Below are 26,158 nucleotides of genomic sequence, written 5' to 3'. Positions count from 1 at the left end.
AAATGTTCATTTTATGAAAAAAGCAAGCGTTTATCTAGGACTTATTTTCCTTTTGTTTTGTTACTCTTGTGCAAGCGAGGATGAAAACATCCTCTTATCAGACTCAAATTATTTCCCCCTAGCTTTAGATAATTCTTGGACTTATGAGAACACCTCTAGAGAAAATTCGAATACCATAACAGGTCGTGAAAACTTAAGTATTTCTGGGGTCAATGCTCAAAATCCACAACGCTTTAGTTTCACCAAAACGGTCACTAATTTTTCTGGGGTTTTTACCACTATTCTTAGTTCAGGAGAAGTCTTTAAACAGAATGGTGAGCAAACCATCATTTTTGATGGAGAATATTCAGTATTTCTCAATGATGAACTTCCAAACTTTACAATACCTTTATTAGGAGTTATTCTTTACGACGCAGCCTTAATTCAAGGAGACGTTCTTTATTCTTCTTTAGGCGAAGTTGAAAGAAACATAAATGGTTTTCCAGTAAGCCTTGAGTATGAAATCAATTTTACTCATGCTGGTTTTATGGATAATATGACTGTAAACGGTCAGACTTATTCAGACGTATATAGCTCAAAAATTAACCTTAATTTATCGGCGAGTGTTTTTATTGTCTTTTCTGATTTTACGATTCTTCAAGAGCAGAACGCCTCCACGATAACTAATTACTACGCAAAAGATATCGGTTTAATTAAAAGTGATGTCAGCACAGATATTACTTTTGAAGACATCCCAGAACAGTTGAATTTTGAAATTCCAGATGTGTCTATACAGTCCAATCAAAATCTGATAGACTCTTCGATAGATTTAAACTTCTAAGACAAATTTATTTAAAATAGTCACTGGATGTAAAGCCTCTTTTTGAGTACCATCTTTTATTTGATGTCTACAACTGGTTCCATTTGCACAAATAATAGCCTCTTTTGATTTTCTAACTGCTGGAAACAAAACAAGTTCTCCTATAGATTGGCTCACTTGATAATGCTCCTTTTCGTAACCAAAACTTCCTGCCATTCCGCAACACCCTGAAGGTATTAAAGTAACTTTAAAATTTTCAGGTAGATTTAGAAGATTGAACGTATGAATTTGGCTAGATAGGGCTTTTTGATAACAATGGCTATGAATTTTTATATCTTGTTTTTCACTAGAAAATTGCTTGGAAGTCAAATTCCCTTTTTGAATTTCAGCATTTAAAAATTCTTCAATAAGAAAAACATTCTTGGACAGCTCATGTGCTGAAGATTTATCTGAAGCCAACTTTAAATACTCGTCTCTAAAACTTAAGATTGTTGAAGGTTCAATACCTAACAACGGGAGATCTTCAGAAATTATATCTTTAAAAATCTCGACATTAGCATCCACGAATTTTTGAGCTTCATCCAATAAGCCTTTTGAGAAATAACTCCTTCCACTTTCAGGGTGATCTATAATTTTGACTTCATAGCCCAATTTCACCAAAAGCTGAACAGCATCCTCTCCAATAGTGACATCTAGATAGTTTGTAAATTCATCTATAAATAGATAAATAGATTGTTTTGGTTTTCCTTTAGGAGAAAGTGAGATTTTTCCATTTTTTATTTTTCGCTTTAAGGATGTAGAGTATAAAGTAGGTAGACTTCTTTCTTTAGCAACACCAGCAATTTCTTTAATGACAGGGGCTATCAATTTATTAGTGTTTAACCAATTATAAAGCGGGGCTATTTTAGAGGCTAAAGTATTGATGGTGTTATTTTTTGCAAAGACCATGGTACGAAGTTTTACACCATTGGCTTTTTGATATTGATACTGAAATTCAGTTTTGAAAGCACCAACATCCACATTACTTGGACATTCGTTTTTACAAGCTTTGCAACTAATACACAAATCAAAAATTTCTTTAAGATTTTCATTGTCAAAAGGATTTTTACTTTCGTGGCCATTTGTCAAAACCTCACGGAGCATATTGGCTCTTGCTCTAGTGGTATCTTTCTCATTACGAGTAGCTTGGTAACTTGGGCACATTCCTCCTTCAAACTCATGAGATTTTCTACAATCTCCACTCCCGTTGCACTGTTCTGCTGCTCGAAGGATTCCCATACTTTTAGAGAAATCCATTTTTGTAGAAATCTCAGGCTCTACTCTATTCACCTCATACCGTAAATCTGAATCAATAGGTTTTGGGTTGACTATTTTTCCTGGATTAAACAGATTTTGAGGATCAAATAGATGTTTAATCTCATTGAAAACTGCATAACATTCCTCTCCGACAACTTGTCTTGTAAAAGGCGCCCTAACTCTTCCGTCTCCGTGTTCACCACTTAAGGCTCCTTTATAGGACCTTACAAGGTTAGCGACATCTTCAGAAATATTTTTAAACTCTTTAACTCCTTTGGATGTTTTCAGATTTAGAATAGGTCGTAAGTGAAGCTCCCCAGCACCAGCATGGGCATAATACACAGCTTTCTGATTGTATGATTTCATTATTTTTGTAAAATCTGCTATGTAATGTGGTAAGTCTGGAATAGCCACTGACGTGTCTTCAATACAAGCTATAGCTTTACCATCTCCTATAAGATTACCTAGAAGACCAAGACCCGCCTTTCTCAACTCTGTAGCTAACTCTATTTCGCCATTTTTTAAGACTGGTGAAGCATAAGCTTTAGTTTTCAATTTTATATCATCGAGTAAATTTCGAACTTGAAGTTCTAGGTCACTAAGAGAATTCGATTTTAACTCTAACATTAAAATCGCCTCGGGATCTTGTTCAATAAAAAAACGATGATCCTTGTATTTCATACTTTCTTTGGTACAGTCTAAGATCGTTTTGTCCATCATCTCACAAGTAAACAAATGATGAGATAGCGTAAGCTCTACCGACTCCAAGCACTCTGAAATACTACTAAAATGTGCGGCAATCATCGCTGAATGTCTAGGAGCAACATGGTCTAATTGAAGCTCCATTTCTGTAGCTATAAACAAAGTACCCTCACTTCCACATAAAAGTTTATTAAGGTTAAATTCATCAATAGACTCCTTGTTAAAAAAGGATGAATTGTATAACTCGTCTATCGCGTAACCGGTATTTCTTCTATGTATGGAAGATTTAGGAAATCCATTTTCAATAATATTTTCAATATCTGGCCTTTGAAACAACTCATTGAAATACCTATAAATTGAGCCCTCTAAAGACTCTAATTTTAACTTGTTCTGAAATTCATTTTTATTAAGAGTTTTAACTTCGATATAACTACCATCAGATAAAAACCCCTTAGAAGATATCATTTTATCTCTGGTCACGCCGTATCTTATTGAAGTCGTCCCAGAGGAATTATTACCAAACATACCACCAACATTGCAACGGTTACTAGTTGACGTATTTGGACCGAAGAATAAGTCATGACTAGATAGGAATTTATTCAAACTATCTCTTACAATCCCTGGTTGTAGCCTTATGCTTTTAGTGATCTTATCAAAATTAAGTTGAGACGTAAAATACTTACTTAAATCCACCACCATTCCATCTGTAACGCACTGCCCCGCTAAGGAGGTTCCTGCGGCTCTTGGAGTTAATGATATATTGTAGAGGGCGGAAAACTTTATAATTTTTTTTAAATCATTTTCGTTTTTAGGATAACAGACAGCAAGAGGTAGTTCCCTATACACAGACGCATCAGTTGCATAAATGATTTGATGAAGGTCATCCAGATAAAGTTCTCCTTCAATTGATTTTGATAAGTCTTGTAAGTAGGAGGCTTGCATTATGAATTGAAAATTTCAGATATTTAATTATGCTAAAATACTATGAATACTATAGACTTTTGCGTAAACAAAAGATAAGATTTGGATTCGCAAGACTGGTTATTAAATCCAAACTTTTAAACAAATAATAACACATGTAAAGAACTTAAAGTTAAATATTAAATATTTGAATTAAAATTTTGAAAAAAATAAGCATTGCATATTTTATTTATTAAATTTATGTAAGGAAATTATTTAAATGAATAACTCCATTTACAAAGCTTATACTCTTTGTAATAAAAGTGAATAATAGATTATTAAAATTAAAAATTATGGACATCAATTTTAATTACGTACACGTTACGGCAAGTGAACGGCTAGAAGAGTTAGTAACTAAAAAACTCGAAAAACTTCAGGATAGGTATGACTGGATTGTGAGATCTGAAGTTTTTTTCAAAACAGAAAACACATCTAGTCCTAAAACAGGTATGATTTGCGAAATCAAATTAAGTGCTCCTGGACAAAATTTATTTGCATCCTCTAATGAAAAAGGATTTGAAGTTGCCATTACCAACACAATTGATGATGTAAAAAGGCAGCTCCAGAAAAAGAAGGAAAAGATGTCTTCACATTAATTCTATTTGATAAATTGTTAAACAAATAAGCTGAGCGTTTGGAAACGCTCAGCTTATTATTTAAAAAAAATATGTAAACTATTATTCTTGTAAAGAGTTGATTTTTTCTTGTAATACCTTTGCCTTATCAGACATTTCAAGCTGATAATAAATATTCAATTTTGTTTTTAATGCATCCATGTTTTTCGGATTCAATTCTGATGCTTTTTCTAAATAAGGTAAAGCATCTTTATAAAATTGTTTTTTCTGTTTATTTAATTCTTGATATTTTTTATTGTCAGCTCTAGAATTTCCTAAACTATTCATTTCTTCAACAATATCTTTTTCTTTACTCAAAGTAAGAGCAGCCAAATTAATATAGGCATTTACCATTTCAGGATCTAGTTCAATAGTCTGTAAATAATATTCCTTGGCAGATTTTTTATCTCCTAGTTGTTCTGATGCTACACCAAGGTTATAATAAAGTAAAGGGTTTTCAGGATCCATTTTCACAACCTGTTTCATCACTTCGTCATACTTGTCGATTTTACCAATTCTATAATAAAGATCAGCTTCAGCCTGTAAAAGACTCATGTCCTCTGGATTTTCTTCTTTAGCCTTCTTAATTGCGCTTAAAGCTTTATCAGGTTGATCTTCTTGGATATAAATAAGAGTGATGTTTTTAGCAATTTCACCAGTTAAAGCAGGGGTCATTTTTTTGCTAGGATTTTTAAATTCACTAGTTTTAATAGCGATATCTCTCATATTTTTAGATTCAAAAATTTCTTCTTCACCTGATTCTATGTTTGTAGCAACAAACTGCTCTGTTGCACCATTAAACCCTATATCCAAAAGTTTTTGGTAGTGGTCTAAAGCTTTGTCATAAATTTTACCATTTACAGCAGCAGACGCAGCGTAGTAGAGCATCACCGTATCATTTCTGTCCAATTCATAAGTTTTGTAGAGCAGCTTTTCAGCGATATCAAAATCCCCATTGTTTTGACCATCAATAGCTGTTTGAACCATCGTTTGTCTCAATTTATTTTGATAAGCTAAAGCTTCTTCATTTTCACTCTCCATAGATAATACAGACTCTAAAGACTGTAAAGCGATATCCATATCTGAAATCAAGTCATCACCAGACTTTTTTTCAGCTAAGTTACCATGAGTTTTAGCTTTTGTTAAATGATAACGTATTACCCATTTGTCTTTCTCATCAGCTAATAAAGGTTTTGCTATATCTAACTGAGCAAGGGCTTCTTTAAAATTATTATCTTCTACTGCGCTTTCAGCATCTCTTATTTCACCTCTTTGTGAAAAGCTCAAGCTTGTTGCACCTATTAAGGCTAATGCTAAAATTGACTTTTTCATTGTATTCATCTATTTAGTGTTAAGTTTTAATATTATTCTTCAGTAGTTTCTCCGTTTGTAACATCCAAATCATCATTGATTTCAGTTTCATCTTCATCTTCATTTATGATTTTTGCAACTGCGGCTATTTCATCATCTCCTTTTAAGGAAATAAGTCTAACACCTTGAGTAGATCTACCCATTGTTCTTATATCTGAAACCGACATACGTATGGCAACTCCAGATTTCTTAATAATCATTAAATCATCTTCGTCATGTACAGTCTTCATAGCTACTAACTGTCCTGTTTTTTCAGAGATAGAAATAGTTTTCACACCTTTACCTCCTCTGTTAGTAATTCTGTAAACCGGCTCTCCATCTACATCGTCAATAAAGGTTCGCTTACCATATCCTTTTTCAGAAACAACTAAAACAGTTTCCTCTTGTGGATTTTTAACACAGATCATACCTATAACTTCATCTTTTTCTGAAGCTAAGGTTATGCCTTTAACTCCTGCGGCTCCTCTACCCATTGGTCTAATGTGTTTTTCTTCAAAGCGAAGAGCTTTACCACTTCTTAAGCCTAACATAACCTGATTTTCACCGTCCGTTAGTACTGCAGATAATAATTCATCTCCATCTCTAACGGATATAGCATTTATCCCGTTTATTCTAGGTCTTGAATATTGCTCCAAGATAGTTTTTTTAACTTGACCTTTCTTAGTCACCATCAATACATAATGGTTGTTGATATAATCTTCATTTGAAAGATTCTCAACCAAAATGAAAGCATTTATCCTATCATCTGGATCGAGATTCATAAGGTTTTGAATAGCTCTACCTTTACTGGTCTTACTTCCTTCAGGAATTTCAAAAACTCGCATCCAAAAACATTTTCCTTTTTGGGTGAAGAAAAGAATATATTGGTGATTTGTTCCAGAAAATATGTATTCCAAGAAATCTTCATCACGTGTTGTAGATGCTTTTTGACCTACTCCACCTCTATTTTGTATTTTGTATTCCTTTAAAGGTGTTCTTTTAATGTACCCAGCATGCGATATGGTAAGAACAACACTTTCATTAGGGATCATGTCTTCCATACTAAAATCTCCACCAACCATGTTGATTTCCGATCGACGATCATCACCATACTTTTCTTTTATTTCAAGAAGCTCAGTTTGGATGATTTCCATTCTACGATCCTCACTGGATAAAATATCTTTTAAATCTTCAATGGTTATCATTAATTCGTCATACTCAAATCTTAACTTATCTTGCTCAAGTCCAGTAAGTTGTCTCAATCGCATCTCAACGATGGCTTTCACTTGTATTTCACTGAGTTGGAAACGCTCTACTAATTTTTCTCTAGCTTCTTCAGCATTTTGAGAACCTCGAATCAAAGAAATAACTTCATCAATATTGTCTGAAGCTATAATTAGACCCTCCAGAATATGAGCCCGCTCCTCTGCTTTTCTAAGCAAATATTTGGTTCTTCTGATGACTACTTCATGTCTATGCTCAACAAAATTATAGATGATGTCTTTTAAATTAAGCATTTGTGGCCTTCCTTTTACTAATGCTATATTATTGACACTAAAAGTAGATTGTAATGCCGTGTGTTTAAAAAGTGTATTTAGAACAACATTAGGAAGTGAATCTTTTTTCAAGATATAAACGATACGCATTCCATTTCTGTCCGACTCGTCTCTGATTAAGGATATTCCTTCTATTTTTTTATCGTTAACCAAATCAGCAGTTTTTTTAATCATATCTGCTTTATTGACTTGGTAAGGAATTTCAGTAATTATTATACATTCTCTTCCATTAACTTCTTCAACTGAAGACTTAGCTCGCATGACAACTCTTCCTCTCCCTGTCATAAAGGCATCTCTAACACCTTCATAGCCATATATAATTCCACCAGTTGGAAAATCGGGGGCTTTAATATGAGTCATGAGCTCTTCAATCTCAATATCTCTATTATTTATGTAAGCATTAACACCGTTAATTACTTCAGATAAATTGTGTGGCGCCATGTTAGTAGCCATACCTACAGCAATACCACTTGCTCCGTTTACTAGGAGATTAGGCACTCTGGTTGGCAGAACTGTAGGCTCCTCTATGGTATCATCAAAATTGAATACAAAATCAACGGTCTCTTTATCGATATCAGCCAACATCTCTTCGCTGATTTTCTTCATTCTAGCTTCTGTATAACGCATAGCAGCTGGGCTATCACCATCTACAGAACCAAAGTTACCTTGACCATCTACAAGTTGATAACGCATGCTCCATTCTTGCGCCATCCTTACCATGGCATCGTAAACTGAGGTATCGCCATGTGGGTGATACTTACCTAAAACTTCACCAACGATTCTCGCAGATTTTTTGTGAGATTTATTAGAAAATATACCTAGCTCTTGCATGCCAAATAAGACTCTTCTATGTACGGGTTTCAGCCCATCTCTCACATCTGGAAGTGCTCTAGAAACAATAACAGACATCGAATAATCGATGTAAGCTGTTTTCATTTCATCCTCAATATTTATGGGTATTAGCTGCTCACCGTTTGCCATTTAAAACTGTTTTAATTAATGATAATATTCTATTTATACAAAACTTAGTCTTGTATAATAATGAGCAAATATACAAAACCTATTATATCCTTAAAGACTATAAAAGTTGAATTACATCTTTTTTTTAAAAGGACATTTAATAAGATTTTCACTATTGAGATGGCATATATCGGTAATAAGGTATTATTTTTGAATAAACGTCTAATAAACATAAAGACTATGGATGATAATTTCTCACCAAAAGTGAAAGAAGTAATAGCCTACAGTAAGGAAGAAGCTTTACGTTTGGGACACGATTTTATAGGAACCGAACATTTAATGCTTGGTTTACTTCGTGATGGTAGCGGAAAAGCTATAAATATATTGGATGCTATGAATATTGATTTGGAACTGCTGAGAAGAAAAGTTGAAATTTTAAATCCTTCAGATCATACCAATGCAGATATATCTCAGGAAAAAAAGAATTTACACTTAACTAGGCAAGCAGAAAGAGCTCTTAAAACTACGTTTCTTGAGGCTAAACTTTTTCAAAGTTCTTCTATCAATACTGCGCATTTGCTATTGTGCATTCTTAGAAATGAAAATGATCCAACAACTAAGCTTCTAAATAAATTAAAAGTAGATTATGATAACGTTAAAGAAGAATTTAAAGCGATGATTACTCAGGATGGTGATTATTTAGACACACCTTCAGATGCATTCCAAGATGATGCTGCTGCTGGAGACTCAGGGAAAGAGTCATTGGGTGGAAACGGTAATAACAAAGGTAAATCTACTAAAAAATCTAAAACACCAGTATTAGATAATTTTGGGCGTGACCTAACAGAAATGGCCCAAGAGGGAAAATTAGACCCTGTTGTAGGACGTGAAAAGGAAATAGAGAGAGTTTCTCAAATATTAAGCAGAAGAAAGAAAAACAATCCACTTCTTATAGGTGAACCAGGTGTTGGTAAAAGTGCCATTGCAGAAGGTTTAGCCCTTAGAATTATACAAAGGAAAGTCTCTAGAATCCTCTACGATAAGAGAGTGGTGACCTTAGACCTTGCAAGTTTAGTAGCAGGGACTAAATACAGAGGTCAATTCGAAGAAAGAATGAAAGCTGTAATGAATGAGTTAGAAAAGAACGAGGACATCATTCTTTTCATAGATGAGATTCATACTATAGTCGGCGCTGGTGGAGCTACAGGAAGTCTTGATGCAAGTAATATGTTTAAACCTGCTTTAGCAAGGGGAGAAATTCATTGTATAGGAGCTACAACTCTAGATGAGTACAGACAGCATATTGAAAAAGATGGTGCTTTAGAAAGAAGATTTCAGAAGATAATCGTAGAGCCTACATCTGTGGATGAAACGGTAGAAATTCTTAATAATATCAAGGATAAATATGAAGATCACCACAATGTCATTTATACAGACGAAGCTATAAAATCTTGTGTGACTCTCACCAATAGATATATGACAGATAGATTCCTGCCAGATAAAGCTATAGATGCATTAGATGAAGCAGGAAGTCGTGTCCATATTACAAATATCAATGTTCCGAAACGGATTTTAAAGCTTGAAAAAGAGCTAGAAGAAATTCGCGAAGAAAAAAATTCTGTAGTCAAAAAACAGAAATACGAAGAAGCTGCTAAACTAAGAGACGACGAGAAAAGGATTGAAAATGAATTGCAGATAGCTCAAGAAGACTGGGAAAAAAATTCTAAAGAGAATAAAGAAACAGTGACAGAAAATCATATCGCCGACGTGGTTTCTATGATGACTGGTATTCCGGTAAATCGTATTGCTAGAACTGAAGGTAATAAATTAGCTGAATTACCAGAAACAATTAAAAATAAAGTCGTTGGACAGAGTGAGGCTGTAACAAAAATAGTAAAAGCTATACAGCGTAACCGCGCAGGATTGAAAGATCCCAACAGACCTATTGGTTCCTTTATATTTCTAGGCCAAACAGGTGTAGGTAAAACTCAACTGGCTAAAGTTCTTGCTAGGGAATTGTTTGATAACGACGATGCACTTATTAGACTTGACATGAGTGAATACATGGAAAAATTTGCAGTTTCAAGACTTATAGGAGCACCTCCTGGATACGTGGGCTATGAAGAAGGCGGACAACTTACAGAAAAGGTAAGAAGAAAACCCTATGCAGTTATTCTATTGGATGAAGTTGAAAAAGCACATCCTGATGTCTTTAACCTACTTCTACAAGTGTTGGATGATGGTCATTTAACAGACAGTTTAGGTCGTAAAGTAGATTTTAGAAATACCATTATTATTATGACTTCCAATGTAGGGGCTAGAAAGCTTAAAGACTTTGGAACTGGAGTTGGATTTGGAACAAAATCACAACAACAACAAGAAGATGATAATACTAAAAAGGTAATTGAAGGAGCACTAAAAAAAGCTTTTGCTCCAGAATTCTTAAACCGTGTTGATGATGTAGTTATCTTTAACGCTTTAGAAAAAGACGATATCAAAAAAATTATCAATATTGAATTGAAAATACTTTTTGAGCGAATTAATGATGTTGGATATCAATTTTCATTAAGTGAAGAGGCTAAAGATTATATAGCTGATAAAGGATTCGATAGACAGTATGGAGCAAGACCTTTGAATAGAGCCATCCAAAAATATATTGAAGATGCCTTAGCAGAGAAGATTATCAATTCTTCTATAACTGAAGGTGACACCCTATATATGGATCTAGATAAAGAAAAAAACGAGTTAGTTATCCAAGTCCAAAAAACAGCAGATAAGGAATCCTAGATCTACATAAAAAGAGCTTCTTTATAAAAGAAGCTCTTTTTATTCTTATCACCTATATTAGATAGTATTATTGTTGACGCTATGAAAATTACAAAGACAACTTGGATATATGTTATAGCTGCTATCATAACTCTTTATGGAATTATCACTAGACAATTTGTATTTTTATTGTTAAGTTTTCCTTTGGGTTTATTCTATTATATCAAAGACAACAATAAGAAAAACTAATAGCTGTGTCTTGATAAAACGATTGCTTTATTTTTAAATGACTCTGAATTATCTTTACTTTTAACAAAAAAACATGATTAGTATTGAAAGTGAAATACACTTACACAAATCATGAATGTTTTAATAGATACTAGTTATGCTTGAGGATATAAAAGGAAAGAAAACTTATCCAATTAAAGAAGTTGACAACTATTTCAGATTTGAAAGCATTAGTAGTTCTTGCGAAAATTCTATACTTTATGCCATAACAACAGCTGATGGTCATGAGGACATGCAAGTAAATGGATAAGGCTTTACAAGTGAAAAGGTTTCAAAAAAATGTTGAATAAATTGAAAATTAAATAAACTATGAATTACTTAAATTTAGATAAATCTAAAACTAAAGAAACTGTAGGAGAATTGAACATTCTTTTATCTGATTATCAATTATACTACCAAAAATTAAGAAACTACCATTGGAATATAGTTGGGCAAAATTTCTTTGATTTACACGAACAGTTTGAAGAAATGTACGACGATGCTAAGTTAAAGATAGATGAAATTGCTGAACGTATACTAACATTAAGATTTCAACCGGAAAGTAATTTGACTACTTATCTCAAGCTATCCAATATCAAAGAGTCATCTTCCGATATAACAGATAAGGAAATGGTAACCAATCTTCTTGATGATCATGGAACCATCATTAAACAAATGAGGAAAACTACAGAAGTAGCAGATGCTAATGGAGATGAAGGGACTATAGATCTAATTGGTGCTTACATTAGAGAATTAGAAAAAACAAGTTGGATGCTAGATGCTTGGAGTATGAAACTAGGCGAAAAAAGAAATGCGTAAATAAATATTAATTTGAAAATTAAAATTTAATTTATGAGTTACTTAGTTTTAGATGAATCTAAAACTAAAGACACAATAAAGGAACTCAATATAGTGTTGGCAGACTATCACATGTATTACCAAAAATTGAGAAATTTTCACTGGAATGTAATCGGTCAGAATTTTTTTGATCTTCATGTTCAATTTGAAGATATGTACAATGGAGCCAAAGTGAAAATAGATGAAATTGCAGAACGTATATTGACATTAAGATTTAAACCTAAAAGTAATTTTACAGATTATCTGAACTTATCGAATTTGAAGGAAACTTCTTCAAATATTCAAGATCATGAAATGGTAAGTGTTTTACTTGAGGACCATAGTACAATTATCAACCAAATGAGAAATGTGGTAGATTCTGCGACTAAAAATGATGATGAAGGAACTATTGATTTGATAGGAGCTTATATAAGACAACTTGAAAAAACAAGTTGGATGCTAGATGCTTGGATTATGAAGATAGAAGAAAAGCAGCACGCCTAAATCAGGTCATTAATTCAAGATTCAGATGTTGTAAAAAATACGCGGAAAGTGTGATCTGAATTGACAACTAAAGTTTAAAATGGGGTAGATTCATTGATAATGAATCTACCCCATTTTGTATTTGCCGCACTTGTTCTTATTCTTTTTGTCATTTTCACTAAATATTCTAGTAAACTAGTATATAACACCAAATTAAACCTAGAATGTCGCAATAAATCGTTTATTTTCGCGTAATTTTTTTAAAAAAATTTTCCTTAGCTAAGGCTATGCTATTTTTTTTTATTTCAATCAAACAAAAAACCTGTGCTGAGCTACATCGTAGTATAATTCAATTTATTTGTATGACATTATAAATTTAATTTGGTATAAAATATTCAAAAAAAGCAGTGCACAAGATTCTATAAGAACTGTTTTTGTCAAGGTTTTTAAGATTGCCATTATAGTATTAGGCTTATTCTTAGCGCTTGGAATATTAAAAACCTCAATTCTGTTATTACCACAATACTGGGGGCAGCAGGGGTCGTTATGCTGTATGTTTTGTACTTCAAGACAAATTACAGAACACCTTTGCAGGTGTAATTATTAATTTTATTCCCAAATTGCAAATTGGTGATTGGATAGAAACAAATGAGTATAGCGGATTTGTCGTAGATATCAATCTTAGAAGTGTCACTATTCAATCTGTAGATTATAATTTGGTAGTAATACCCAATTCAAAAATCATAGATTCTCCCTTTAAAAACTTCAGGCACACTCCACGAAGTAGAATTATTTTAAGCAGTTGAGTAGGCTATGAAAGTGATTTACCAAGAGTTCAGGAAATTACAGAAAATGCTATTAAATCAAAATTTGAACAACGTTCTGGAGAAAGTATTCAATTTTTCTACACTGAATTTGGCAACAGTTCTATCAATTATGTCATAAGATTCTGGACCGATGTTACAAATCAATCAGATGTTTATAAGACTCAACATAGTGCTATTTTGGCAATTAAAGAGGCTTATAACGAACAAAATATCAACATACTGTTCCCTATACGGACTATGGACTTTGGGAAAAACAAATTCAGATCTGAGGCACTAGATATTCGTGATCCAAGGGATTAAATCATTTGCTTGTACAAATCTTCATATTGGCTAACAATCTCTTTCACATCAAACTTTTCAGCAGTAGATCTAGCTCCTTTTTTAAATTGCTCTAAAGTGTTTTCATTGAAAAGTATTTTAATACCGTTTAATGCCATATTTTCAACATCACCAACATTGCTCATGTAGCCAGAAACTCCATCAATATTTACCTCAGAAAGTCCACCTGCATTAGAAGAAATAACGGGAACTCCATGAGCCATAGCTTCAAGTGCTGCAAGACCAAAACTTTCTTTTTCTGAAGGCAATAGAAATAAATCTGAATAGCATAGTATTTTTTCAACCTCATTACTTTTTCCAAGAAACATTACTCTATCTCTAATGCTTAACTCACTAGCTAAATTTGAAGCCATTTCCCGCTCTGGACCATCACCTATAATAATAAGCTTTGACTTAATACTAGATTGGATTTTATGAAATATTTGAATAACGTGATCGATGCGTTTCACTTGCCTGAGATTACTTACGTGGGTAATCACTTTCTCATCTTCATTGGCAAATAACTCTCTTTGACAGTCATCAAAACTTTGGCTGAGATTTGATATATCTATAAAGTTTGGAACTACTTTAATATCTTTTTTAATATCAAAAATGGCAAGTGTGTCTTTTTTCAAGCTTTCGGACACTGAAGTGACAACATCACTTCTATTGATACTGAAGTTAACTGCAGGTTTATAAAAAGAGTGACTTCCCACTAAAGTTATATCTGTACCGTGTAAGGTGGTCATCATAGGAAGGCTAATGCCATCTTCTGCCAGCATTTGCTGTGCCATAAATCCAGCATAAGCATGAGGAATAGCATAATGAACATGCAAAACATCAATTTTATAATTTTTCACTACAGTAACGAGTTTACTGGATAATGCCAATTCGTATGGCTGGTAATGAAACAAAGGATATTCGGGAACTAGAACCTCATGATAACGGATATTGTGACTTAGATATTCAAGTCTCACTGGCTGTTTATAAGTTACGAAATGAATTTCGTGGCCTCGTTTGGATAAAGAAATACCTAATTCGGTAGCAACTACTCCACTACCCCCGAAGGTTGGATAACATACTATAGCTATTTTCATCTATATATTTTATGACTTCAAAAGTAGAAGTTACAATTTGAATTTACTCTTAAACTAATATCAATTTAATTTGGATAGGCTTTCATAAATAATGCCCTGTATTTTGGTTCGAATGTCTTCATCTATAAGTTTAGTATTGGACGAAACGGGATGAATCCTGTTAGATAAAAAAACATAAATAATTTCTTCCTCAGGATCTGCCCAAGCATAAGTACCTGTAAATCCAGAATGACCGAAGCTAGACATCGATAAGCATCCACAAGTTGGACCAATCTCATCCAATTGTGGTTTATCAAAACCTACGCCTCTTCTCACATCCTTCTCACAATAATAACAAGTGTTGAATTTATTCATGGTTTCAGCATTAAAAAAACGCTTACCACCATAACTCCCTTCGTTGAGATAAAGTTGCATAAACTTTGCAACATCAGTTGCGTTACCAAATAAACCAGCATGTCCTCCTACTCCTCCAAGCATCGCGGCACCTTGATCATGGACTCTACCATGGATTAATTCATTTCTCCACTCTGTGTCAAACTCAGTAGGAACAATTTTATTTTTTTCAAAATAATTTAGTGGATAAAATTTCAAATGAGATAACCGCATTGGCTTATAGAAATAATTTTCAGCTATTTTATCTAATGAGGAATCAGACTGTTTTTCAATATATTTCTTTAAAAAATAATAAGGAAGATCAGAATACTTATATTCCAATGAATCTCTCAAATCACTTTCAACAATTCTTGCATAGATAGAATCTTGATAATCCGTCCTTAAATACATGTTTTGGGCAACTTTTACACTGAATTTTTTTGAAAATTCTGTAGCATAGTATTTTGACTTATCCTCTAAGGTCTTTTTGTAAAAAGGAATCCAAGCTTGGAGTTTTGCATAGTGGGATAGCATTTCTAAAACGCTCATGTCAGCTTTATTGGAAGCAGCAAGTTCTGGCAAAAGTTCATATAACTTAGACTTCAAATCGATCTTGTTGCTTTCTTCTAAAGTCATCAAAATTGGCAAAGTGGCTAATATCTTTGTAAGAGAAGCTAAATCGTAGACATCATCTTCTTGAACCTTTATTTCTTTGTCATAAGTGTGATATCCAAAATTTTTATTGTAGACCACCTTTCCTTTACGTGCGATTAAAATTTGCATACCAGGTGTCATTTCTTGTTCTAACGTATAGGCTGCTAAAGAATCGATTTTTGAAACTAATTCAGAATTAAAGCCTTGGTTTTGGGGATGGTCATAGCCAAGTCTGCCGTTTGACTTCAATTTATAACCCGTTCCTACTGGAAATGCTGAAGTTATACTAACAGGGAGTTTGCCCTTGAAATCAATGCCACCAAATAATTGCTGACCTACGACCTGTTGAGCGATTATACTATTTTGATAAGCTTGAACAATTGCATCAATATTGATATAATTCTTCAATTGTAATAAGCTATAAGGTCTTGTAAAGTTGACTAAAATTGTTTTATAGTCTTGAGAAATAGATTTTATCAACTCAATTTCAAAAGGTGAAAATTTATAATCCGCCCAAGGATTAGCATCAGATTTATGAAACCCAATAATTATTTGGTCGTAATCAGAAAATTGATTCAAGTCTATCTTGTTTTTGGTAACATCAATTTTATCCACTCTAGCGTATTGATTCATCGTTTCAAAAAACTCATCTCCAGAAGCATCTCCAAGAGCTACATAAGCGAAGGTTTGTTGCTCTATATCATTAATTGGAAGAATGCCAAGATCGTTTTTTATGACCGTCGTTGCGTTTTGTATGGCCTCTTGATAAATAGCGTCATTCTCTTCTGAATTTAATTCTGCTGTTAACTGAGCGGTTTCTATCGGTTTAAATGAATGTAAACCCACTTTATATTTAGCATATAATATCTTCTTAACCGAAGCGGCAAGTCTTTTGTTTGTTATCTCTCCTTTTAAGATTGCTTCTTTTATAATACTAATAGACTTGGGAACATCTTCAGGAATCAATAAAATATCACTTCCTGCTTTAAAGGCTTCTAAATCTACTTCCCCAAGAGTAGAACTACTATTACTTACCCCTTTCATGTTTAAAGCATCTGTAATTATAAGTCCATTGAAGCCAAGCTCTCCTTTCAATAAGTCTGAAACAATTTTAGGAGATAACGAAGAAGGAAGATTCTTTTGGCTTTCAAGACTTGGTATATTGAGATGAGCTACCATTACACTACTCACTCCTTCATCTATCAATGCTTGAAATGGCTTTAATTCAATATCTCTAATTCGCTTTTCTGAAAAATTAATACTCGGCAGTGTTTTGTGTGAGTCCTGCTCTGTATCACCATGACCAGGAAAATGTTTTGCACTTGACAATATTCCTGCCTCATGCATCCCCTGCATCAAGGCAAGCGAATGGGAAATGACAATGTCTTTGGTTTCACCAAAAGAGCGGTTACCAATAATTGGATTATTAGGATTTGTGTTTATATCTGCCACCGGAGCAAAATTGATATGAACACCGAGTCTTTTGCTATGCTTTCCTATTTGCTGTCCTACTTTTCTCACTATAGAGGTGTCTTGTATAGCTCCAAGGGTCATATTCCAAGGGAAAGCATAAGTAGAATCTAGCCTCATAGCCAAGCCCCATTCTGCATCCATACCGATGAGTAAGGGGATCTTATTTTCTGTTTGTATTTTATTGGTGAGTTGAGCTTGGCGATAAGGATTTCCTTTAGAAAATATGACACCTCCAATATGATTAGATTTTATTAAGCTTTCAAGACTTTCAAGTTCAGTATCAGACTTGCTTGTAAAAACGTCAATCATAAATAGCTGACCGATTTTCTCTTCAAGAGATAGATTAGAATATATGGAATCTACCCATTGCCTTTGAGCAATAAGATCTTCTGCAAATAAACTGCTTTGAGAAAAAAGACTGTAACATGATAAAAAAGCCATCATAATGATGACTTTAAAATTGATTTGTAAACTCATATGTTATCTATAATAGACGGCTATGCCAGCTTTCAGTCATAGGCACTTCCCAGAATTCTTCATACTCTGATTTTGTATTCACTAAATTGTTGAAAACAATAGTAGTTGGTGATACTGCTTTTTGTTTCACCATTTTTTTAAAGTCGATGAGTTGTTTGTAAGCAACAAACTCACCGTTTTTAAAACTTACGTTCATCTTATCGAGTAAATCAACGTTGTATTCTTTTTCAAGGCTTTGTATAAAATGAACAGAAGCATCTATAGAGCAACCGCTAGCACTAGCTTGTGACTCATCTAAACCCAAAACAATAAATCTATTATACCTTATCTCATAACCCGCCTGTAGAGATTGGCCATGAACAGTCCATCGCTCAAGAAAGTCATTAATTTTAGGCTTTATTTCGTTTAATTCATCTTCACCAAAGCCTCTATTTGTTTGAAAAACCCAAACTCTTGAAGAACTTGGTAACTCTTTAAAATCTACTACCATACCTTTTTATAAATCATCTGCATTTGCAATCATTTCTACAACATCTAAAACTTCAATTTCGTCCTGCTTTTCTTTATTTTTAACTCCGTCTGACATCATGGTGTTACAAAAAGGACATCCAGCAGCAATGATCTCAGGTTTTGTATCAACTGCTTGTTCTGTTCTAAGTATGTTAACTTCCTTATCTCCTTTTTCAGCATCTTTGAACATCTGTGCTCCTCCAGCACCACAACAAAGACCTTTAGATTTACAAGACTTCATCTCTATTAATTCTACCTCAAGCTTTCTTAAAAGATCGCGAGGAGCTTCATACTCGCCATTAGCTCTACCTAAATAACAAGGATCATGGTAAGTTATACGTTTACCTTTAAACTTTCCTCCCTCAACCTTTAAACGACCTTCATTCAATAATTGTTTTAAAAATTGAGTGTGATGTATAACCTCATAATTGCCCCCTAAACCAGGATATTCATTTTTCAAAGTATTGAAACAATGAGGGCATGCAGTTACAATTTTTTGTACATCATAGGAATTTAGAACCTCAATATTGGTCATAGCTTGCATCTGAAATAAAAATTCATTTCCAGCTCTTTTTGCAGGATCTCCAGTACACCCCTCTTCCGTTCCAAGAACGGCAAAATCAACCCCTGTATTATTAAGGATTTTTACAAACGCTTTAGTGATTTTCTTAGCTCTGTCGTCAAAACTTCCTGCACAACCTACCCAAAATAAAACTTCAGGTTGTTTTCCTTCTGCTAGATAAGAGGCCATTGTTGGTACTTTTAAGGATTCACTCATATAATTATGTTTTAATCTTTAAAAACTTGTATAATTTCATTTTTATTTATAAGATCGGTAAAACGACCTTTATAACGTGTAGCTTTAACGATATGGTTATCGATCCAATGGTAATTCCCACCCCTCGGTTTACCCATTAATAAACTATGGTATTTAAACCCATGTTTAATTAACCAATTTGCTGTCACTTCTTTATGTTCTTCGGTTCTTGACGTAAAAAAACAGATTTGATGTCCTTTGTCATACCATTTATTTATAGTTTCCAGTGCATCTATAAAAGGCTCACATGTCGCCATTCTCTCTGGTTCTTCATTGGGAACATCGTCTGTGATAGTTCCATCAATATCAATCAGATAGTTTTTTACATTACCTGGTAAACTTGGACTAATGGATTGTCCTTTGGAATCTTTATGTTTAAATTCATCTGTCATAAACTAAACTTATTCTTTCGCCCAATCCAGCCTATCTTGCTGATTATATGGCCAAGGAGCAGAATTATTTTCAATATTTGTCATAGCATTATTCAGCTCAACAGGCGCAGCACTTTCTTCCATCACTAAATATTGTCTCATATCCATAATAATAGACATAGGATCTATACCTATAGGACATGCATCTACACAAGCATTACAAGTCGTACACGCCCAAAGTTCTTCCCTAGAAATATAGCCGTCTAGCAAGGGTTTATCGTCAATAACTTCTTCCCCTTTATCCAATTGTTTACCTACTTCTTCTAGGCGATCTCTTGTATCCATCATAATCTTTCTTGGAGAGAGCTTTTTACCTGTTTGACTTGCAGGACATTCTGCAGTACATCGACCACATTCTGTGCACGAATAAGAACTTAGAAGTTGAAACCAATTTAAATCTTGAACATCACTAGCGCCAAATTTTTCAGGAACATCCTCTTCACTTCCACCTCCGTCTGGCTCGGCATATGGATCTGCATCAGGATCCATCATTAATTTGACTTCATTGGTAACCGCCTCCAAATTTTTGAATTTTCCTAAGTTTTCTAAATTAGAAAAATACACATTTGGAAAGGCTAATAATATGTGAAGATGTTTTGAGTAATATAAGTAGTTTAGAAAAATTAAAATTCCAATAATATGAAGCCACCAAGCTGATCTTTCAATAATAACTAGTGTTCCAATACTCATGTCATCAAATAATGGCAATAAAAACTGGCTGATAGGAAATGACCCAGAAATGCCTGCTTCACTGGCATAATGCGCAGCACCAAGCATTTGTAATTGATAATCGGTAGCGTTCATAGTTAAAAATAAGACCATCAAGACCACCTCAAAATACAAAATATAATTAGCATCATTTTTAGGCCAACCCTTTAATTCTTTAGAAAGAAAGCGTTTTATATTCATTACGTTTCTTCGTATCCAAAATATGATCACACTCACCAAAACTAGAAAAGCTAAAATTTCAAAACTTCCAATAAGCACATCATATACTGGTCCTATAAATGAAAAAATTCTATGGGTCCCAGCAATTCCATCAATGATGATTTCTAAAACCTCAATATTGATAATAATAAATCCAACATATACTATGACGTGGAGAGTTCCAGATATAGGTTTTACTACCATTTTTGATTGACCAAGAGCAATTTTTATCATTTTCTTGAGTCGTAAATCTTTATGATCCTTTCTGTCAACGTCCTTACCTAAATTAATATTTCGCCTTAGCGAAGAGACATTTTTTGCAAAAAACAAAAAAGCTGTTATTAAAACAATAACAAATAAAAATTGTGGGATATATTCTATCATAATTTAATCTTCGAGTTTTTTATATTTAACGTTATTCTTACCAAATATAGAAAAATGTACATAACGCTTAGGATTTAATTTGACATCACTTAATAATTCTTCTAATTCTTTAGTTGCATTTTCTATATTGATATACATCTGATCGTCATTCATCAATTTACCCAAACTTCCATCACCATTTTTTAATTTGTTTGAAATTTCTTTCAGGTTTAACAGAGTTTCATCGGCATTTTGAACAATTCTATTAAATTCAATTTTAGAAAGAGTATCAGACATTTTTGACAAATTATCTGAAGTAGATCTAAAGTTTTCAATGGTTGAATTAATATTATCAGTATTTGAATTTAAAACACCTTCAATCTTTTTAGCAGAAAGGTTCAAAGAAGTTAAGGTCTCATTCAAATTTTTAATTGAATATCTTAAATTATTTCTAGTGTCTACATCAAAAACATAATTAAAAGAAGACAATAAAGTATCGACTTCAACAACAGCATTGGAAATTTTGTCTTTTAGGGGTGTGAGCTTTTCATTCACCAGCTCAATTAACCCCTCTTCTACTGAAGATTGCAGGGTATCACCAGATTTCGCTGCCTCTGTGGACATATTATCAAGTTCTATCTGCATGGACTTTCCGCCTATCAACCCTCCACCATATATTTGAGCTTCACTAGCTTTGGAAAAATTAAAATCAGTATTAATATTCATAGTCACCAACAACTGCCCACTTTTTATAAACTGAATATCTGTGACGGTACCCACTTGATAACCATTTATAGAGACAGGCGCTGACGGACTAAGGCCTTCTACATTATCATAAATGGCATAAAAAACTCGAGATGAGTTAAATATATTATTCCCTTTAAGGAAATTATAACCAAAAATGAGAAGTCCGATTGCAACTATAGCTAAAATGCCAACTTTTAGTTCTTTTTTCAAGTGCTTTAAATTTATTTCAAATGTAGTAAACTTTGATTAAAAACTAGGGGTTAACTCTAGTATTCAAAGCTTCTTTTACAGATATTTTGTTTCCATTAGAATCAAAAGCAACAACAAATGCTGAAGTATAACCTTCAGCTTTAGCTTTATCTTTAAGAGTTTGAGCACTCATATAATTGTTAGTCTGACCAAAATAATATTTGTAAAGATCATTTTCCTGATTTCTACTTATAGGGTTTAGTCTCTTAAAATTCTCTGGTTTAGGGTCTATTTTTCTTGAACTTGCTGCTAATTGGATTTTAAAAGTGATAGCTTCAAAATCTTCAATAAGATCGCTAGAGCTTACTTTATATTTATTCAGTTCTGATTCTAATGCCGTAATATTGATAATGTTTTTATAATTATTAATACCATCGACAATGGCATCGGCCAATTGATCTTGACCACTATTTGAATTTAAAAAAGCCCCTTCAGTATCATTGGTCAAAAATCCAGTTTCAATGAGTACGCTTGGCATATAGGTCTCTCTTAAGACAAGGAAACCTGCCTGTTTTACCCCCCTATTTTTCATTTTCAATGTACTTTGAAATTGTTTTTGAACAAAATCTGCTAGCAAGGCACTTTGATCTAAAAACTCCTCTTGCATGATCGTAAAACCGATATAAGATTCTGGGGAATCTGGATCAAAGCCATCGTATTTAACTTCATAGTTATCTTCAAATTTGATAACTGAATTTTCTTTCATCGCAATCTCAAGATTATCCTTGTTTCTGTGAAGACCCAAAACAAAAGTTTCAGTTCCAGAAGGAGAACTATTATTTACTCCGTTACAATGGATAGAAATAAATAGGTCTGCAGAAGCTTTATTAGCAATTTCTGCCCTTTTATCCAGCGGTATAAAAACATCCTTTTTCCTAGTGTATATAACTTCTAAGTCATCATATTTTTCTAATTGTTTACCGATTTTTAGTACAATGCTTAAAGCTATATCCTTTTCTGAATAATTATTCCCAGTATTTCCTGAATCTTTACCTCCATGGCCAGCGTCAAGTATGACGACAAACTTCTTATTTTTGGACTGGGAAATAGAGTCGAGAGGAATCGCTACCAGAAAAAAAGAAAACAATAATAGTTGAACACTATAGTTAGTTCTAAACATAGATTTTATTATAGATGATGTTATTCAAAAGTTTTATAGGTAGCATAAAAATAAAATGTAATTTTGAAGCTTCAAAACATAGGCCACATTTACAAAAATAGTACAAAAGCATTGCGTACAAACTTACTTCATATACTTTTTTTGGTAGGACTTTTTATCAACTTTGGCCTATATGGACAAGAAAAAGATTCTAAGGACTCAAATTTAGGCTATCTCATTAGAAATCGGGTAGACTCTTTAACCCAAACCATTAGGTTTACCATAGGAGATACTCTTCCACAAACTACTGCCAATAAGAAAAGAGAAACCCTCACTGATGTAGTAGATGCTTTTGCAAAAGATTACAAAAGATTGTCTAGGAAGGAAAATAAAATGTATTTATATAATGAAGCTGAAGTCATTTATGGTGATATGATTATAAATGCTGGTAGAATTATACTTGATAATAAAAGTCAAGAAGTTTTTGCCGCAGGTATTGTAGATTCCACTGGAGCATACACTCAAATGCCCAGCTTCAAACAAGGCGACAACTTGGTAGAACCCGATAGTTTAATCTTTAACTTCAAAACGCAAAAGGCTTTGGTCTTCAATTCTAGGACAGAACAAGGAGGTTTTAAAGTAAAAGGTGAAATTTCAAAAAGACAGAATGATTCCATTTATTATCTGGCCAATGCTAAATTTACAACTGCAGAAGATGTTGACGATGCGGATTATTACTTCTTTGCCAGAAGAATAAAATTTGTACCTAATAGCAAAATCGTTACTGGTTTTGTAAACATGTACATCGCCGATGTTCCAACTCCTCTAGGGCTTCCTTTTGGGTATTTTCCTTTAACAGATAAACAGTCATCTGGATTTATTATACCCTCGTATGGAGAAAACATAAATCGAGGATTCTTCCTTCAAAATGGAGGCTATTATTTTGCGATAAGTGATAATGCAGATTTAGCTGTACAAGCAGACTACTTTACCAATGGGAGTTACGGTTTACGGCTAGAAAACAATTATAATGTCCGTTATCAATTCAGTGGAAATGTGGCCCTTAGATATGAAAAATTACTTTTAGAAGAACGCGGTTTTCCGAATTTTAGCGAAACCACTGTTTTTAATATAAGGTGGAGCCACAGCCAAGATCAAAAATCAAATCCATCTTCAAGATTTTCTGCTTCTGTAAATTTAGGCTCCAGTGATTTCTTTCAACAATCTGTAAATCAGAGTAATACTGGTAACTTTTTGAATAACACATTGAATTCTTCAGTATCTTATTCAAAATCATTTGAGGGAGAACTAGGTATGAATTTAAATATTTCAGCAACCCATAACCAAAATACCAATACTGAGGTCATTAACTTGACTTTACCTACCCTCCAATTTAGTGTTGGTAGAATTTTTCCTTTTGAACCTAATGACGGAACCAAAAAGGGAGCTATTCAAAATATAAATCTTCAATATAACGTAAGAGCAGAAAATAGAATAACCACTACAGACTCCCTTTTCTTTAAGCCAGAGATGTTTGAAGGAGCAGATGTCGGGGCAAGGCATACTATTCCTATTTCTACTAACTTTAAAATATTTGATCATTTTAGTGTTAGTACAAGTGCAAATTACAATGAGGTGTGGACCCTCAAAACTTTTGAACAGCGCTATGACGAGCAGCTTCGCCAAGTAGATAGGGATACAATCAACGGATTTGATTCCTATAGAACTTATGACTTTTCAACATCTGTAGGAACAACAGTTTATGGAATGTTTGATTTTGGGGATGATAAAAAATTTAAAGCTATAAGGCATGTTATCAGACCTTCTATTTCCTATAATATAAGCCCAGCTTTCGATCAATATTATGATGAGTATGTCAGAACAGGAATTGCTGGCCTAGAAGATGAAGTAGTTGAATATTCTAGGTTTGAAGGTACCCTAAACGGAGCTCCAGGAAATCGCTTTTCCAGTAGTATGTCTTTTAATATTACCAATGATTTGGAAGCGAAAGTCCGTAAAAAAGACTCTACTCTTGCCGGTGACGAACGGTTTAAAAAAGTGATGCTCCTTAGCAATTTTGGAATAAGTACCAATTATAATTTTGCTGCGGACTCTCTCAATTTAAGTCCACTTTCTTTAAGAGGAACTTTACCGATTGTCCAAGATAAACTGGCCATCAACTTTTTAGGTACCCTAGATATGTATGCTTTAAATAGCAACAATAGAAGGATAAATAAACTCAATATTAATAACGGAGGAAGCTTATTCAGATTGACCAGAGGTAATGCCAGTTTTAGCTATTCTTTATCGAACAAAGATTTTCAGAAAAATGAAGAAGAAGAGGAAGGAGACGAAGATTTTGACTCTGAAAGCTATCTTAATGGAGGGAGACCCGATAATCTTTTTGGAACTAGTGAAATGATGAATCGCCCCAATCCTGACAAAGAACCTGTGAGTGATGAAAATGAATTCTATAATTATTCTATACCGTGGACTTTGAATTTGTCCTATACCATGACCTATTCCAATGTGGCGAGGGAGAATGAAATAAGCTCCCACTCGATTATGTTTTCTGGTGATGTTGAATTATCTCCTACTTGGAATGTTGGTGTCTCCTCTGGTTATGATTTAAAAAATAAGGGATTCTCTTTTACTCAATTAAGATTTGCAAAGGATTTAAAGAGCTGGCAAATGAGTTTTAATTGGACTCCATTTGGTATTCGTAGATCCTGGTTTTTCTTTATAGGTATTAAATCAAATATTTTACAAGATGTGAAATATGATAGAAACAGAGAACAAGATAGAACTTTACAATAATCAATTATGAAAGAAATTATTAAAACAAAACATGCAGCAGCTCCAATTGGACCTTATAATCAAGCTGTTCTCATCAACGGATTCTTATATACATCTGGACAGATTGCAATTGATCCGGAGACAGGAGAAACCCAATTTGATTCTATTGACATAGAAACCCACCGTGTTATGAAAAGTCTCGAAGCTATTTTGAAAGCAGCAAAAATGGATTTCAATCATGTTATAAAAGCTTCCATTTTTATATCCAATATGGATGATTTTTCAAAAATTAATCACATATACGGCAGCTATTTCAATGAAGAAACAGCTCCAGCAAGAGAAACCATTCAAGTTGCCAAATTACCTAAAAATGCTAATGTGGAGATAAGTTTTATCGCGTCTAATAAATAA

General features: G+C 33.5%; 21 protein-coding genes. 10 read left to right on the top strand and 11 right to left on the bottom strand.

The features are described from left to right. Positions 1-13 precede the first annotated feature (13 nt). Positions 14-820: a hypothetical protein gene (locus tag P700755_RS16650; RefSeq protein ID WP_015025794.1), complete on the top strand. Its 807-nt coding sequence runs from the start codon at positions 14-16 to the stop codon at positions 818-820. Here the strand turns inward: P700755_RS16650 and P700755_RS16645 are convergent. Beyond that, positions 809-3,739 (bottom strand): FAD-binding and (Fe-S)-binding domain-containing protein, encoded by a 2,931-nt coding sequence (locus tag P700755_RS16645; protein WP_015025793.1) that lies wholly within the window; start codon positions 3,737-3,739, stop codon positions 809-811. The genes P700755_RS16650 and P700755_RS16645 overlap by 12 nt on opposite strands. Before the next feature lie 311 nt (positions 3,740-4,050). Between P700755_RS16645 and hpf the strand changes: the two genes are divergently transcribed. Continuing rightward, the gene (gene hpf, locus P700755_RS16640) at positions 4,051-4,353 is read left to right on the top strand and encodes a ribosome hibernation-promoting factor, HPF/YfiA family (RefSeq protein WP_015025792.1); all 303 of its coding nucleotides are present in this window, start codon (positions 4,051-4,053) and stop codon (positions 4,351-4,353) included. A gap of 81 nt (positions 4,354-4,434) precedes the next feature. Here the strand turns inward: hpf and P700755_RS16635 are convergent, their stop codons facing one another. After that, positions 4,435-5,703: a tetratricopeptide repeat protein gene (locus P700755_RS16635; RefSeq protein ID WP_041758933.1), complete on the bottom strand. Its 1,269-nt coding sequence runs from the start codon at positions 5,701-5,703 to the stop codon at positions 4,435-4,437. A gap of 32 nt (positions 5,704-5,735) precedes the next feature. After that, complete coding sequence (gene gyrA, locus P700755_RS16630) at positions 5,736-8,258, bottom strand: DNA gyrase subunit A (protein ID WP_015025790.1); 2,523 nt, start codon at positions 8,256-8,258, stop codon at positions 5,736-5,738. Positions 8,259-8,477: 219 nt separating this feature from the next. Here gyrA and P700755_RS16625 point away from each other — a divergent pair, with 219 nt between their 5' ends. The 6 genes from P700755_RS16625 to P700755_RS21140 all read left to right on the top strand — a co-directional run bounded on the left by P700755_RS16625 (position 8,478) and on the right by P700755_RS21140 (position 13,717). Next, positions 8,478-11,024 (top strand): ATP-dependent Clp protease ATP-binding subunit, encoded by a 2,547-nt coding sequence (locus P700755_RS16625; protein ID WP_041758931.1) that lies wholly within the window; start codon positions 8,478-8,480, stop codon positions 11,022-11,024. Between the two features lie 364 nt (positions 11,025-11,388). After that, a complete protein-coding gene (locus tag P700755_RS20165; RefSeq protein ID WP_157609328.1) occupies positions 11,389-11,541 on the top strand; it encodes a hypothetical protein in 153 nt (50 codons plus the stop codon). Positions 11,542-11,600: 59 nt separating this feature from the next. Continuing rightward, positions 11,601-12,089 carry a Dps family protein gene (locus P700755_RS16615; RefSeq protein ID WP_015025787.1) on the top strand — a complete coding sequence of 163 codons (489 nt, stop codon included), beginning with the start codon at positions 11,601-11,603 and terminating at the stop codon, positions 12,087-12,089. Between the two features lie 33 nt (positions 12,090-12,122). Continuing rightward, positions 12,123-12,611, top strand: a complete 489-nt coding sequence (locus tag P700755_RS16610) for a Dps family protein (protein WP_015025786.1) — start codon at positions 12,123-12,125, stop codon at positions 12,609-12,611. A 599-nt stretch (positions 12,612-13,210) separates the two neighbouring features. Next, the gene (locus P700755_RS21145) at positions 13,211-13,396 is read left to right on the top strand and encodes a mechanosensitive ion channel domain-containing protein (RefSeq protein WP_342626331.1); all 186 of its coding nucleotides are present in this window, start codon (positions 13,211-13,213) and stop codon (positions 13,394-13,396) included. Between the two features lie 36 nt (positions 13,397-13,432). Beyond that, entirely contained in the window at positions 13,433-13,717 is a 285-nt protein-coding gene (locus P700755_RS21140) for a mechanosensitive ion channel family protein (RefSeq protein WP_342626362.1), read from the top strand. Here P700755_RS21140 and bshA read toward each other — a convergent pair. The 8 genes from bshA to P700755_RS16565 are packed head-to-tail and all read right to left on the bottom strand — an operon-like array spanning position 13,714 to position 22,972. Continuing rightward, positions 13,714-14,832 (bottom strand): N-acetyl-alpha-D-glucosaminyl L-malate synthase BshA, encoded by a 1,119-nt coding sequence (bshA, locus tag P700755_RS16600; protein WP_015025785.1) that lies wholly within the window; start codon positions 14,830-14,832, stop codon positions 13,714-13,716. The genes P700755_RS21140 and bshA overlap by 4 nt on opposite strands. Positions 14,833-14,892: 60 nt before the next feature. Beyond that, positions 14,893-17,808: a serine hydrolase domain-containing protein gene (locus tag P700755_RS16595; protein WP_015025784.1), complete on the bottom strand. Its 2,916-nt coding sequence runs from the start codon at positions 17,806-17,808 to the stop codon at positions 14,893-14,895. Between the two features lie 7 nt (positions 17,809-17,815). Continuing rightward, a complete protein-coding gene (locus P700755_RS16590; protein ID WP_015025783.1) occupies positions 17,816-18,298 on the bottom strand; it encodes a hypothetical protein in 483 nt (160 codons plus the stop codon). A gap of 6 nt (positions 18,299-18,304) precedes the next feature. Next, the gene (locus tag P700755_RS16585; protein WP_015025782.1) at positions 18,305-19,096 is read right to left on the bottom strand and encodes a (Fe-S)-binding protein; all 792 of its coding nucleotides are present in this window, start codon (positions 19,094-19,096) and stop codon (positions 18,305-18,307) included. An 11-nt stretch (positions 19,097-19,107) separates the two neighbouring features. Beyond that, the gene (locus P700755_RS16580; RefSeq protein ID WP_015025781.1) at positions 19,108-19,527 is read right to left on the bottom strand and encodes an LNS2 domain-containing protein; all 420 of its coding nucleotides are present in this window, start codon (positions 19,525-19,527) and stop codon (positions 19,108-19,110) included. 9 nt (positions 19,528-19,536) lie between these two features. Then, positions 19,537-20,877: a 4Fe-4S dicluster domain-containing protein gene (locus tag P700755_RS16575; RefSeq protein ID WP_015025780.1), complete on the bottom strand. Its 1,341-nt coding sequence runs from the start codon at positions 20,875-20,877 to the stop codon at positions 19,537-19,539. Positions 20,878-20,880: 3 nt separating this feature from the next. Next, a complete protein-coding gene (locus P700755_RS16570; RefSeq protein WP_015025779.1) occupies positions 20,881-21,813 on the bottom strand; it encodes an MlaD family protein in 933 nt (310 codons plus the stop codon). 43 nt (positions 21,814-21,856) lie between these two features. Continuing rightward, positions 21,857-22,972: an N-acetylmuramoyl-L-alanine amidase family protein gene (locus P700755_RS16565; protein WP_015025778.1), complete on the bottom strand. Its 1,116-nt coding sequence runs from the start codon at positions 22,970-22,972 to the stop codon at positions 21,857-21,859. 63 nt (positions 22,973-23,035) lie between these two features. Between P700755_RS16565 and P700755_RS16560 the strand changes: the two genes are divergently transcribed. Both P700755_RS16560 and P700755_RS16555 read left to right on the top strand, forming a co-directional pair. Then, entirely contained in the window at positions 23,036-25,768 is a 2,733-nt protein-coding gene (locus P700755_RS16560) for a putative LPS assembly protein LptD (protein WP_015025777.1), read from the top strand. A gap of 6 nt (positions 25,769-25,774) precedes the next feature. Further along, entirely contained in the window at positions 25,775-26,158 is a 384-nt protein-coding gene (locus P700755_RS16555) for a Rid family detoxifying hydrolase (protein ID WP_015025776.1), read from the top strand.

This window comes from Psychroflexus torquis ATCC 700755 (assembly GCF_000153485.2).
Lineage (GTDB): Bacteria > Bacteroidota > Bacteroidia > Flavobacteriales > Flavobacteriaceae > Psychroflexus > Psychroflexus torquis.
This window is presented reverse-complemented; position numbering and strand designations above follow the sequence as displayed.